Here is a 13417-nt window from a genome sequence, read left to right as displayed (position 1 = left end):
GTGGGTGCGTGACAATGGTGTGATGCGCGTTAATTAAACGCAACCGTCATAGTATTATGGTGGCGTATCTCTGTTCTGAGGGCGTTTCGAGCTCGAGACCCTATCTTCTGGCGCGAGGCTTCATAGCGTAACGGTGTGGCACCTGCTGCCTGATGGGCCAGGGCACCGTGGCGTTCGATAAAGGCTTGCTGCTCAAGTCTCTCACAGTAATCGAGGTAGCGGATCATGGCCCGTTCAGCCCTTTCAGTCGCGCCATGCACTTTCTTGTAGTGGCGCCACAGTGCCAGAGCGTTGACCGACCAGGCATCATAAACATGCTCGGTCAGTCGAAGGCGAATGGCGCGGGGCAGGGCATCGAACGCCTCCCATGAATCGCCTTCCAGCCTGCGCCAGATCGTTTTGCGGCAGGTGCCGTCATTATCTGCGGATGCCTTGCGTATGGACGCTCTTTTTCCGGCAGCCCCGGGGGTGAGTCGGCTTTGCACGTTCGCAGAACGGATAGCGGCAGGCGAGGCGGAATCGTGATTGCTCATATCGTTATGTTATAACGTACCGATATCTGCGTCTATCGTCGTTCTGCAGTTCGGGCTAGCCTGATCGCAACCCTCTCAAAAGCGGGCTGAAAAACGGGAAGGATGCAGGATGAGCGTATCGGATCAGGATGGCATGTTCGACCAGGTCGGTTCAGGCTTCATGCCGTTCCATGATGCCGAGGCAGCGCTTGACCGGATCGAGGCGCTTTATGACGAGGGTGCATCCCGGCTGCGCAAGGCCTTCGAGGCGCGTGAGCCAGCGGAATCCTGTTATCCCTATCTCGCTTTTTCTCTCGCGCGCGGATCGATCCCCCATGATGTGAAGCCGCGTTTTGGCGTTCTGCTTGAGCCCGGTTTCTATGGCACCACCCTGACGCGGCCTGCGCTGTTTCGCAGCTACTGGCGTGCCCAGATCGAGAATTTGCTCGAATGTTATCGTCAGCCTGTGCATGTCGGGCTCTCGCGTCGCCCCATGCCGCTGCCCTACGTCATGGAAGAGGCTGTGACTGGCCTCACCGAGAGTGATCTGAAGATCCTGCAGGATAATTACGCCTTGCCGGATCTGCATGCGACAGATGACCGCATTGCCAATTGCGAAATCATACCGGACCCCGACGCGCCGAGGGCTCTCGCACTTTTCACCGCAGAGCGGACAGATTATTCGCTTGCGCGGCTGCATCACTATACCGGCACGGCGCCCCGTCATTTCCAGCGCTTCATTCTGCTGACCAACTATCAGCGTTATGTTGACGGCTTTCGCGATTATGCCCGTGCACAGGTCGACGCCGGCGGCGAATACAGCGCCTTCGTCGAGCCGGGCGATGCGATCTACAGCAAGACCGGTATGTCGGGGCAGCCTTCAGCCTCTTTGCCGCAGATGCCCGCCTATCATCTCTGCCGCCCGGATGGTGATGGCATCACGCTCATCAATATCGGTGTTGGCCCTTCCAACGCCAAGACGATCACCGATCATCTGGCTGTTCTGCGCCCTCACTGCTGGCTTATGGTAGGCCACTGCGCCGGGCTGCGTCGCACCCAGCTGCTGGGCGATTACGTGCTGGCGCATGGCTATGTGCGCGACGACCATGTGCTTGACGACGACCTGCCGACATGGGTGCCCGTCCCCCCGATTGCAGAGGTGCAGGTGGCGCTGCAGGAGGCGATGGAGCGCGTGACCGGGCTGGACGAGCGCGAGATCAAGACCAGGCTGCGCACAGGCACGGTCATGACGACCGATAACCGCAACTGGGAGCTCCGTTTGCGGGCGCTCTTCACCCAGATCAATATGAGCCGATCCATCGCCGTGGATATGGAATCCGCCACCATTGCGGCCAACGGATTCCGGTTTCGCGTTCCCTATGGCACGCTGCTTTGTGTGTCTGACAAGCCATTGCATGGCGAGCTGAAGCTGCGCGGAATGGCGAATGCGTTCTATCGCGAGCGGGTCAGCCAGCACCTCATGGTGGGGATCGAGACCATGCGCCTGCTGCGTGAGCGGGGGGTGGATAGTCTTCATTCGCGCAAGCTGCGCGGCTTTGACGAGCCGGCTTTCCGCTAGGGCATCATTTCCCCGACGCGACACGCACTCTTCCACGGCAGGGGCGATACCCCTCTTTCTGTCCCATCTGGTCGTCACCAGATGGGATGGGACAGACAAAGATAACAAGGACCCGACGACATGGCCCAAGCCGACAGCCCTACCTTGCCCCGCTGGGATCTCTCGGATCTGTATGCCGGCCTCGATGACCCTTCCATCGAGCACGATCTCGCCTGGTGCGATGAACAGGCAAAGGCTTTCGCCGAACGCTGGAAAGGCAGGCTGGCTGAAGCGAGTGCCAGCGATCTGGCCTCTGCCATCATAGCGTATGAGCGGATCGACCAGCGCATGGGCCGCTTGGGTGCCTTCGCGCAACTTGGCTTTGCGGCGCGAACGACCGACCCGGCCACAGGGCGCTTCTCACAGGGCATGACAGAGCGTCTGACGGCAATCTCATCGCATCTGCTGTTCTTCACGCTTGAGCTCAACCGACTGGATGATGCCCATCTGGAAAAGCTGCTGGAGGATGCCGAGCTTGCCCGCTGGGCGCCCTTCCTGCGTGATCTGCGTGTATGGCGGCCCTATCAGCTTTCTGATGAGGTGGAACAGGTACTGGTTGAGAAGTCGGTGACGGGCAGGGCTTCGTGGAACCGGCTTTTTGACGAGACCATGGCCTCCCTGACGGTCACGCTCGATGGCGAGGAGCGCCCTCTGGGTGACGCGCTCAACCAGTTATCGAGCCCCGATCGGGAGAAACGTCGTATCGCAGCCGGTGAGGTGAGCCGCGCTCTGGGGGCTAATCAGCGCCTTCTCGTGCTGATCACCAATACTCTCGCCAAGGACAAGTCCATCGAGGATGGCCTCAGGGGCTTCCCGCGCCCCTCATCGAGCCGCAACCGGGCAAACATGGTTGAGGATGGAGTGGTCGATGCGCTCGTCTCGGCAGTCGACGCCGATTATGCCCGGCTGGCACATCGCTATTACAGTCTCAAGGCAGGATGGCTTGGCCTCGACAAGCTTCAGCATTGGGACCGCAACGCCCCGCTCCCCGATGACGAAGACAGGCTGATCCCGTGGGAAGATGCCAAGACCATCGTGCGCGATGCCTATGAGCGTTTCGACCCGCGCCTTGGTGCGCTCGTGGGGCGCTTCATGGAGAATGACTGGATCGACGTGCCGCCAGTGCCGGGCAAGTCATCCGGCGCCTTCGCCCATCCGGTCACACCGGACACCCATCCTTACGTGCTGCTCAACTATCACGGTCGCACGCGCGATGTCATGACGCTGGCGCATGAACTGGGACATGGCGCGCATCAGCTTCTCGCGGCAAAGCAGGGTTATCTGCAATCCTCGACCCCGCTCACCCTTGCCGAGACAGCCTCGGTGTTCGGCGAGATGCTGACATTTCGTGCTCTGCTGGACGCGGAAGACGACCCCGCGCGCAGGCGCCGCATGCTGGCCGGCAAGGTCGAGGACATGCTCAATACGGTTGTGCGCCAGATTGCCTTCTACCAGTTTGAGGTGAAGGTGCATGATGAGCGCCGTAACGGCGAGCTGTCTCCAGAGCGTCTGGGCGAAATCTGGCGCGAGGTGCAGACGCGCAGTCTTGGTCCGATTTTCGAGTTCACTCCCGATTATGACACCTACTGGTCTTACGTCCCGCATTTCGTGCACTCACCGTTTTATGTTTACGCCTATGCGTTCGGGGATTGCCTGGTGAATGCGCTCTATGGCGTTTATCAAAGCGAACAGGACAAGCAGGGTGGAACAGCCGCGTTTCAGGATCGTTATGTGGCGATGCTGGAAGCCGGGGGCACAAAGCGCCATGCCGATCTGCTGGCGCCTTTCGGTCTGGATGCGACCGACCCGGGGTTCTGGCGCAAGGGCCTGGATGTGATCTCCGGCTTCATTGACGAGCTTGAGGCTCGGGAAAAACAGGACAAGAGCGCTTAACCGATGAGCACACCCAAGGATCTGGATCAGACTGGCCTGTTTGGCGAAATCAAGCGCATGGCGCGTGCCTCGGGCACGGTCGGGGGTATCGCGACGCGCGTGATTGGCAACAAGCTTGGTTTTAAATCCAATCAGGCCATTCATGCCAATGACCTGCGTGCGGCTCTGGGAGGGCTCAAGGGGCCGCTCATGAAGGGCGCGCAGATACTCTCCACCATCCCCGGTGCCCTGCCCGAGGAATATGCCAACCAGCTGGCAGAACTGCAGGCCAATGCCCCGCCGATGGCCTGGAGTTTTGTGCGCCGCCGTATGGTGACTGAACTCGGTGTGAACTGGGAGCGGCAGTTTCGCTCATTCTCCCATCAGGCCATGGCGGCGGCCAGTCTGGGGCAGGTGCATCGTGCGGTAACGGCAGAAGGGCAGGATGTCGCCTGCAAGTTGCAGTACCCCGATATGAACGCTGCCGTGGAATCCGATCTGCGTCAGTTCAGGGTGGTGGTCGGGCTTGTGCAGCAATTCCTGCCAGCCATCAAACAGGATGAAGTCGTGCGCGAGCTGGAAGAGCGCCTGCGTGAGGAACTCGATTACGAGCGCGAAGCCTCGCATATGCGGCTCTATCGCGACATGCTGCAGCATATTCCTGAGGTCACGGTACCACTGCCTGTCGAGGCGCTTTCCACCCGTCGCCTGCTGACGATGGAGTGGGTCTCGGGCAGGGGTATCCAGAAGATCCTGGATACGAACCCGACCCAGGAAGAGCGTAATGCCATTGCGACCGCACTGTTCAAGGCGTGGTACACACCGGTCTATCGCTACGGCATTATTCATGGCGACCCGCATATGGGCAATTTCACCATTCGCCCCGATTGGGGGCTCAACCTGCTCGATTTTGGTGCGATACGGATTTTCCCACCGCATTTCATCAAGGGTATCATCGACCTCTTCAATGCGCTGCGTGACAATGATGAGGACATGGCCTTTGCAGCCTATGAGGCTTGGGGCTTCAAGGGGCTGTCGCGTGAGACAGCTTCGGTGCTGAACGAATGGGCGCGTTTCATCTATGGCCCGCTGATGGATGACCGCGAACGTTTCATTCAGGAAAATGACGACCCCAATTTCGGGCGTGATATTGCTGAACGCGTTTATGAGGGGCTCAAGCGCACGGGCGGCGTGCGTCCGTCACGTGAGTTCGTGCTGGTCGATCGCTCTGCCATCGGTCTGGGGAGCGTTTTCCTTCGCCTGCGCGCCAAGTTGAACTGGCACAAGCTTTTCCAGGAACTGATTGCGGATTTCGACGAGGTCGCTCTCGCGGAGCGTCAGCAGGTGGCACTCGCCGCCGCTCGCGTGCCGCCGCCGCTCAACGGTCTATAAGTCCTCCCCGGCTGGCTTCCGATCAAGACTACGTACCAGCCGGATGTAGGAACGGTGTCTTTCGCGCATTGTTGTGTTCCGCCTTCTCGCTGAGGGAAGGAAGGGCGAAGCCTCTTTATCGCAGGGCATAGTGGTGAGGGGTCTGTGACGTTGTTCCTACCCCTCTGCTGCCACATGCGGCGGCACTACGTGGGATGCGGTGAAGCCTTCGTGGTGACTGGTGTCTCGGCGAACAGCGTTCCTGCATTTACAGGCAAATACACCTTTCGCGAGGCTAAATAATGAATAACGCAATATAGATTATTCATTGCTCTTATATCGTATTGCCTCAGTGGGGATCATTGATGCGCCGTCTAGGGGAGGCATAGTATGATCATCTCACGTGGACTATAATGAATTTTGAAAAATACCATCCGTATCTCAGATGGTCTTGGTCTCTTATTCCATGAATTTTGATATATACATGCATTCATTTGACATCTATGCAATGTAAATTCATGGAACATCTCGCTTATGTGAAGGTATTAACGTTTCCATAATCCAAATCGGAGTAGTCGCGACGCGGTAGGTCGGTTATTTAACGGGGATATTGACGAGCACGTGCCCATTGCTTTGGGCAAAGCAAAATAAGAGTGTCGTAAAATGGTTCAGCCCCTACTGCCTTATGAACTGACCCAGGGTCGCTATGGGCCGATGCTGGCCAATAAATGCGATTTCTTCATCGGGCAGGCCTTAATTCGTTACGGCGAATATGGCGAAGGCGAGATGGAGCTTCTGCGGCAGTTCATCAGGGGGCCGGGTACCATCGTCGAGATCGGCGGTAATAACGGCAGCATGACGGTGGCTCTCGCCCAGGTTGCCGCAAGGGTCGGGGCTGATGTCGTTGTTTTCGAGCCTCAGCCTTTCCTGTTCCAGAATCTCTGCGCCAATCTGGCTCTGAACGCGCTCGATAATGTTGTCGCCTGGCCTTTTGCCTGTGGTGCGGAGCGCGGTGTGCTCGGGTTTGAACGCCCCGATTACCGGCAGCTTGGCAATTTCGGTCGTGTTTCCATGAGCCACGACAACAAGGCCGAGCAGGTGAAGGTTCCGTGTGTACGGGCCGATGATATGCTGACGGACAAGCACCCGTTGCTCTTCAAGATCGATGTCGAGGGTTTCGAGCTTGAGGCATTGCAGGGCGCCTCGGAAACCATAGCCCGGTGCCGACCGGTCATTTTCGTTGAAAATGACCGGCCAGATCGCTCAGCAGAGTTGATAAAGCATCTTTGGGCGCAGGATTATATTCTATATTGGCATGTAACGACGCTTTATAATAAAAACAATTACCGTAATGACCCGGAAAATATCTACGATAACACAGTGTCGTGCAATATGCTGTGTGCGCCCAAAGAGCTCAATCTCAATGTGCAAGGCATGATCGAGGTCGTGGATTTGACCTTCCATCCTTTCGCTCACGAACAGACTTCATAACCCGAGCGCTTACGGTTGGTCCTGAGGCTTTACGCCTTGGGCCACCGACGCTCCCTGATTACGTGCCGTTACCGCCATCAGCAGGGGCCTTGCCGGCCGCATGGTGATTTCCATCCGGCCGGGTGGGGCCTCGCGCAGCATCGGGGTAAGGGCGACATGGCGTAGCATGAGCGCCATGACAACAAGGGCCTCGGTTTCGGCAAAGCTTGCCCCGATGCAGATGCGTGGACCTGCGCCGAAAGGCAGATAGGCAAAGCGATCGATCTGCTTTTCCTTGCCATCGGGCTGACTCATGAACCGCGACGGGTTAAAAATCTCAGGTGCCGACCACAGACTCCTGTGCCGGTGCAGAGCGCAGATAGGTACAATCAGTCGCGTACCGCGATGGAGCTGCACCCCATCCAGCTCGAAGGGTTCGCTCACCTCACGAACGATCATCGGCGCCGGTGGCGTCATACGCATGGATTCACGCAGTACGGCACGTGTGAGGGTGAGCTGCTGGACCTGCTCCATAGCAAGCGCATCGCCCCCAGTGCCATTCACATCATCAGTTCCCAGCACGGCATCGATTTCCGCCTGCACGCTGCGTGCGATTTCGGGGTGACGACCGAGACGGTCGAATGTCCAGGCAAGCGCCAGCGCTGTGGTCTCATGACCTGCCGTCAGGAATGTCAGCAGATTATCGATGATCTCCTCATCGCTCATCATCCGGCCAGTCTCGGGGTCACGCGCTGCAAGGAGCCGCGCAAGCAGATCATCGGGCAGGGGTGACGGCCCACTTTCCTGCGTCGAGAATTCGGACGGCGTATCGTGTGTCATCGCCGCGCGGCGGCGTGAGATCTGGATCATCGCCTCACGACGCAAGGCACGGGCCGCGGCAAGGCCGCGTGCCTTGCCCGGATGGGGCATCCATTCGGGGGTGCCAAGCAGGTCGCCCAGGAGGCTCCAGCGCGTCTGATGAAGGAATACCGCCAGTCCGTCAGCCATAGCATCGGCATCGACGGCTTCGGGGTCAGACAGCATCGTTTCAATGATGATGCGACCCGTAAGCCGCATCATGATTTGCTCGATAGCAACCTCGCCGCCCTGTCTGGCCAGATCGTGCACACAGGTAAGAGTGGCCCGCGTCATGGCGGGCAGGAAGGCAGCTGTGGCATTGGCTCTGAAAACCGGGGCAAGAGCCTGACGCTGCCAGCGCCAATGGCTGCCCTCGGCCGTCAGCAAGCCCTGCCCGAGCCCGGGCCCGATGGCACGGCGTAGCCCTTCGCCCTTGTCGAGTGCATGGCTGCGGGTCACGAGCGCTTCTCGTATCAGGTCTGGCGCACAGACATAGACGATATGCTGTCGCATCAGGCGACGCTCGACGAGGCGCTCGTGATAGACCGCCTCGGGCAGGGCCTCTACCGGGTTTTTCATCGTGGCGTGCAGCGCCTTGATCTGGCTCGGCAGGGATCGGACGGAGTTGAGCAGGGATGACATTGCGGATGGACTCCGTTATCTAAGGCTAACACCTTAAACCGTATAAGGTGATCACCTTAGAAAGCGAGCGTAGATATGGCGCGGGGTCCTTCCACACGATCACGAATCCTTGAGGAGGCGCGCGTCGTTGCCAATGAAGTCGGGTTTGATCGCCTTACCACGCGTGAGCTTGCCGAGCGCTGCGGCATCAATGAGGGAAACCTCTATTATTACTTCAAGACGAAGGCCCAAATCGTGCAGGCTCTGTTTGCCCTGTTTGAGACGGATGCGCGGGAGATCTTCTCCTCCGGGCCATTCATCCATCGGCAATTCAATCGCGCCGAACTCATTGCCGCCATCGAGCAGGCCATCAGCCTGTTGCGCGAATGGTGTGTGCTTAGCTGGCATTATCGGGCGCTGATGCGCGACGGTAACGCGGTATTCCGCCTTGCGCCGGAGATTCAGGACGCCGCCATGAGCCTGAATCGCGATCTGTCGGCACGGGTCACAGGTCTTGTCCTGGAACTCAGGCGGCTTCGGGCATTATCGATTGAGGATGACGCCATACCGCCGCTCGTCGCCAATATCTTCATCGTATCAAGCTACTGGCTTGGCTATGTCATCCACCAGACAGGCATTAGCGATCCAGATGACAGCCATCTCTCATGGGGTTTCAGCCAGATCATGGCGCTCGTCTTTCCCTATCGCACCTGGCTTGCGCGCCTGATCATGACAAGGCACCCGGATATGATCGCTTTCAACGGGCGAAACAGTGATGGAGGCCAGGATTAGACTGCCTCGAGGAGGGCTGGCGGGCGGTCTGCCAGCATGTGGCCTGTCTTGGGGGGCAACCCCGCCACGCTCTTCGCGTCTTGACGGGTTGAAACCGTCACGCATGTAAGGAGAGCAGGCCACATGGATCAGGGGAATGACGCATCGCTTATCCTGACGCTGGAATTCGACCCGGCTACGCAGAATTGGGCGCAGAATATGCGCAGCACGCATTTCCCAGCAGCCCGCAATATCGTCCCTGCTCATGTGACCCTTTTTCACGCCCTGCCATCATCGTGTCGCGGCCGCATCGGCGCGAATCTGGCGACGTTGGGTGATGCGCCCGAGATTACGATCGGTGCACCCTATCTTTTGGGGCGCGGTGTGGCCTATGCAATGAAATCGCCGGAGCTCGCCCGGCTGCGTGAGGATCTCGTCTCGATAGTCGGGAAAGAGAGCCTGACCCGTCAGGATGCCGCGTCATGGCGGCCCCATCTGACAGTCCAGAACAAGGTGTCCCCGGAAGAGGCCCGTGCGCTTCTTGCAGACCTACAGACGGCCCCCCATCCGGTTAGGTGCCACGCGGTGGCTCTTCGTCTCTGGCGCTATGAAGGCGGCCCCTGGACGTTGCTCAAGCGGTTCGCGTTCATCACCGCCTGAGCGGGGGACAGAAAAGACGCTGCGACCCTATCGGGGCGCAGCCGCCGCCTCGTGAGGGAGCAATTCCGAAGGGCGACAGGCCATTATCGCCTCGGGCTGGATGTGGCGCCGGGTCTGGTGCGGGCCTTGCATAAAAACCGGATGATCCCTCCCGAGGCGTTGGGCTATCGGGAAAACAGGATCACGCCATCTGCTGGGTGCTTGATGTCGCACCCGGCAGACGGAAACGGATCAGACGTGAAGGCCCGGAGCTTCCTGACCTGTTGCTGCGACATATTCATGATAGCCACCGTCATAGCGGTGCAGCCCTTCCGGCGTGACTTCGAGCACGCGATTGGAAAGTGCTCCCAGAAAATGCCGGTCATGCGAGACGAACAGCATGGTGCCCTCGTAATTGGACAGCGCGCGGATCAGCATTTCCTTGGTGTCGATATCCAGATGGTTGGTGGGCTCGTCCAACACAAGGAAGTTCGGCGGATCGAAGAGCATCAGCGCCATGACGAGACGGGCTTTTTCGCCGCCCGAAAGGACGCTGACATATTTCTCGACATCATCCCCTGAAAAGCCGAATCCGCCTGCCAGAGCCCGCAGCGAGCCTTGAGCAGCAAGCGGGAAAGCGTGCTCCAGTGTTTCGAAAATGGTGCGGCTGCCATCGAGCAGATCCATGGCATGCTGGGCAAAATAGCCCATTTTCACACTGGCCCCAATGCTCACACTGCCTGAGTCAGGCTCGCTGGCTCCTGCAATCAGTTTGAGCAGAGTGGATTTGCCAGCACCGTTCACGCCGAGAATACAGCAGCGCTCCTGACGGCGGATCAGCAGGTCGAGATCCTGATAGATCACGCGTGAGCCATAGGCCTTACCAACCTGCTTGAGCGTGGCAACAGCATCGCCAGAGCGCGGCGCAGGGGCAAAGTCGAAAGACAGGGTCTGGCGGCGGCGCGGCGGCTCCACACGATCGATCTTGTCGAGCTTCTTGACCCGGCTCTGCACCTGGGCGGCATGGGAGGCGCGTGCCTTGAATCGTTCGATGAAGGCGATTTCCTTCGCCAGCATCGCCTGCTGACGGTCGAACTGCGCCTGCTGCTGCTTTTCATTCAGCGCACGCTGCTGCTCGTAAAATTCGTAATCACCCGTGTAGGAGGTCAGCGTCCCACCGTCGATTTCGAGGATCTTGTTGACAACACGGTTCATGAAGGCGCGGTCATGCGACGTCATGAGAAGCGCACCCTCGTAGTTTTTCAGGAACTGTTCGAGCCAGATCAGGCTTTCCAGATCAAGATGGTTGCTCGGCTCATCAAGCAGCATCACGTCAGGCTGCATGAGCAGGATGCGGGCCAGCGCGACGCGCATTTTCCACCCACCCGACAGAAGCCCCACATCGCCGGACATCATTTCCTGCGAGAAACCGAGGCCGTGCAGCACCTCGCGGGCGCGGCTGTCCAGCCCGTAACCGCCGAGTTCCTCGAAGCGCGCCTGCACATCGCCAAAGCGTTCGAGAATGGCGTCCATCTCATCCATTCTGTCGGGATCGCACATGGCGGCCTCGAGCTCTGCCAGCTCCGAAGCAATCTTTGCGACTTCGCCTGCGCCGTCCATCACCTCGGCCACGACCGAGCGGCCATCCATTTCGCCCACGTCCTGGCTGAAAAACCCGATGGTGATGCCGCGGTCCTGGAACACCTGACCTTCATCGGGAGATTCCTGCTTTGTGATCAGCCTGAACAGCGTGGTCTTGCCGGCGCCATTAGGCCCGACCAGACCGATTTTCTCGCCCTTCTGGAGGGCAGCGCTCGTCTCGATGAAAATGACGCGCTGGCCGTTCTGCTTGCTGATCGAATCGAGACGGATCATGGAACCTCTGGGTCACGGGGGAAGGTGGCGTTGATACGGGCTCGACCCGTAATGTGCAATTACGATCACGCTGCGGATATTTGACGCAGGCGTCAGATCGCGCTTCCCTTGCTGTAACGTGCCCCTGCAACCTGGCACCATCATGGGAAACAAGAATGAAAAAAGGCAATCGCCTCCCTGAGCGGCTTTATGGGCTGGCCATGTGGGCCGTTTCAGCTGCGTTTGCGGTGTTTCTGATCGGGCTTGGCGGTCTGGTTATCGATGATCTGCCGCGCCGCGCAGGGGATGTCGCCTATAAACCCGTCTATCCTGACACACTGACGCAGCATGCGCGTTCGATCAGCACCGAGGAGAATGCGCTGCGCGCGCAGCGCGAAAGCGGTGAGATCGCGCTGGAGGCGGCACATAGTGCAACCAGCAGCGCGAAGGAGGCCTTCCAGGCCTGGCTTGAGACTCGCAAGGCGACGACCGACCCGTGGCAGGACACTGAACTGACCCGTCGTACCGAGGCGCTCGAGCAATTGCAGCAGCGCGAGCATCAGGCAACGCAGAAGATCGAGGCGATCGATCAGCGTGTGCATGAGCTCAGCCAGCAGAAAACGGCGATCGAGCAGGAACGCGATACGATCGCGCAGGCTTACCGGCCTGTCTATGCCCGCGCTGTCTTCATGGCGCAGATGCGCGTGTTTCTCATGCGTCTTGCATTTACCTTGCCGCTTCTGGTGCTCGCCATCTGGCTGGTCATGCGCAAGCGGCAAAGCGCTTACTGGCCACTCTATCGCGGCTTCGTTCTGGCCTCGCTTTATTCGTTCTTTGTCGAGCTCGTCCCCTATCTGCCGAGCTATGGCGGGTATGTGCGCTACGGCGTGGGCGCAGTCCTGACGGTTGTTATCTGCGTCGTGCTGATCAGGAACATGCAGGCTTATCTGGCGAGGCGCCGTATTGCTGAAGCAGAGTCGGAAAAGGAGCGCCGTCAGCGCGTTGATCGCGAACAGGCCTATGCCCGTATCGAGAAGAAGATCTGCCCCGATTGCGATCGGCCTATCCTGCAGGTCGAGGGCATGGACACGAATTACTGCGTCCATTGCGGTTTGACGCTCTATCAGCATTGCCTGCGCTGCGACACGCGCAACATGGCATTCAACCGCTTTTGCCTGAGTTGTGGCGCGAAGGATCTGGGACAGGTGCCTGAGAAAGCCTGTTCAGATGTCGGCCCGGCTGAGGGGGCACAAATTGCTGGCGCAGGGCCTCAAACGGCAATCTGAGTTATGCTCAAGGCGTGGACGCGCATTGCACCGGCCGGGAATGATGCGTGAAGAGGCTTCATCAGGGAGTAGGGAAATGCAGGACGCTCTGCGCATTGCGCGAATTTCAACCGAAGATTGTCTGCCTTTGCGCCGCGAGGTGCTTTGGCCAGCCCTGACTGAAGATGAGTGTCGCGTGCCACAGGATCCCGAGGCCACGCATCTCGGGGCGTTTGTCGGCGAGACGCTGGTGGGCTGTCTCTCACTTTGCCCCATCGGGCCGGGACTGTACCAGCTGCGCAAATTCGCCGTGACGGGGCGCTGTCAGGGGAAGGGGATCGGGACGCAACTGATGCGCGAGGCGATCGACACCTGTCGGGTGCTGGGCGTCACGCGCCTTGAACTCGATGCCCGCAGCACGGCACGCGGCTTTTACGAGAAATTTGCCATGCAGCCGATGGGGGATCTGTTTTTCAAGGGGCCGATCGAGCATCAACGCATGGCGCTCGTCCTCTGACTGTCGCTGCGGGGCCGATATGATGGCCCCGCTTCGCAGCTCTTTCCGT

11 protein-coding genes are annotated in these 13417 nt (G+C 59.1%); 8 read left to right on the top strand and 3 right to left on the bottom strand.

The genetic code is table 11. The features are described from left to right. Positions 1-29: 29 nt before the first annotated feature. A complete protein-coding gene (locus tag P5689_RS02785) occupies positions 30-533 on the bottom strand; it encodes a DUF6525 family protein (protein WP_285532019.1) in 504 nt (167 codons plus the stop codon). 109 nt (positions 534-642) lie between these two features. Here P5689_RS02785 and P5689_RS02780 point away from each other — a divergent pair, with 109 nt between their 5' ends. The 4 genes from P5689_RS02780 to P5689_RS02765 all read left to right on the top strand — a co-directional run bounded on the left by P5689_RS02780 (position 643) and on the right by P5689_RS02765 (position 6864). Then, the gene (locus tag P5689_RS02780; protein ID WP_285532018.1) at positions 643-2091 is read left to right on the top strand and encodes an AMP nucleosidase; all 1449 of its coding nucleotides are present in this window, start codon (positions 643-645) and stop codon (positions 2089-2091) included. Positions 2092-2211: 120 nt separating this feature from the next. Beyond that, positions 2212-4023: a M3 family oligoendopeptidase gene (locus P5689_RS02775; RefSeq protein WP_285532017.1), complete on the top strand. Its 1812-nt coding sequence runs from the start codon at positions 2212-2214 to the stop codon at positions 4021-4023. Positions 4024-4026: 3 nt separating this feature from the next. After that, a complete protein-coding gene (locus tag P5689_RS02770) occupies positions 4027-5394 on the top strand; it encodes an AarF/ABC1/UbiB kinase family protein (RefSeq protein ID WP_062164894.1) in 1368 nt (455 codons plus the stop codon). Between the two features lie 642 nt (positions 5395-6036). Further along, on the top strand, positions 6037-6864 hold the full coding sequence (locus P5689_RS02765; protein WP_285532016.1) for an FkbM family methyltransferase: 828 nt from the start codon (positions 6037-6039) through the stop codon (positions 6862-6864). A 9-nt stretch (positions 6865-6873) separates the two neighbouring features. On the opposite strand, the gene P5689_RS02760 is transcribed toward P5689_RS02765, so the two are convergent. After that, entirely contained in the window at positions 6874-8343 is a 1470-nt protein-coding gene (locus tag P5689_RS02760; RefSeq protein WP_285532015.1) for a cytochrome P450, read from the bottom strand. 75 nt (positions 8344-8418) lie between these two features. Here P5689_RS02760 and P5689_RS02755 point away from each other — a divergent pair, with 75 nt between their 5' ends. Then, positions 8419-9114 carry a TetR/AcrR family transcriptional regulator gene (locus tag P5689_RS02755; RefSeq protein WP_285532014.1) on the top strand — a complete coding sequence of 232 codons (696 nt, stop codon included), beginning with the start codon at positions 8419-8421 and terminating at the stop codon, positions 9112-9114. Positions 9115-9237: 123 nt separating this feature from the next. After that, the gene (locus P5689_RS02750) at positions 9238-9753 is read left to right on the top strand and encodes a 2'-5' RNA ligase family protein (protein ID WP_285532013.1); all 516 of its coding nucleotides are present in this window, start codon (positions 9238-9240) and stop codon (positions 9751-9753) included. A 231-nt stretch (positions 9754-9984) separates the two neighbouring features. Here P5689_RS02750 and P5689_RS02745 read toward each other — a convergent pair whose 3' ends face one another. Further along, complete coding sequence (locus tag P5689_RS02745; protein ID WP_122050194.1) at positions 9985-11607, bottom strand: ABC-F family ATP-binding cassette domain-containing protein; 1623 nt, start codon at positions 11605-11607, stop codon at positions 9985-9987. A 155-nt stretch (positions 11608-11762) separates the two neighbouring features. Between P5689_RS02745 and P5689_RS02740 the strand changes: the two genes are divergently transcribed. Together P5689_RS02740 and P5689_RS02735 are read left to right on the top strand one after the other, a co-directional pair. Further along, positions 11763-12872 carry a hypothetical protein gene (locus P5689_RS02740; protein ID WP_285532012.1) on the top strand — a complete coding sequence of 370 codons (1110 nt, stop codon included), beginning with the start codon at positions 11763-11765 and terminating at the stop codon, positions 12870-12872. 76 nt (positions 12873-12948) lie between these two features. Beyond that, positions 12949-13368, top strand: coding sequence for a GNAT family N-acetyltransferase (locus P5689_RS02735; protein WP_023978481.1), 420 nt, complete (start codon positions 12949-12951; stop codon positions 13366-13368). Positions 13369-13417: the final 49 nt, after the last annotated feature.

The organism is Asaia sp. HumB (assembly GCF_030263835.1).
Classification (GTDB): Bacteria; Pseudomonadota; Alphaproteobacteria; order Acetobacterales; family Acetobacteraceae; genus Asaia; species Asaia bogorensis.
This window is presented reverse-complemented; position numbering and strand designations above follow the sequence as displayed.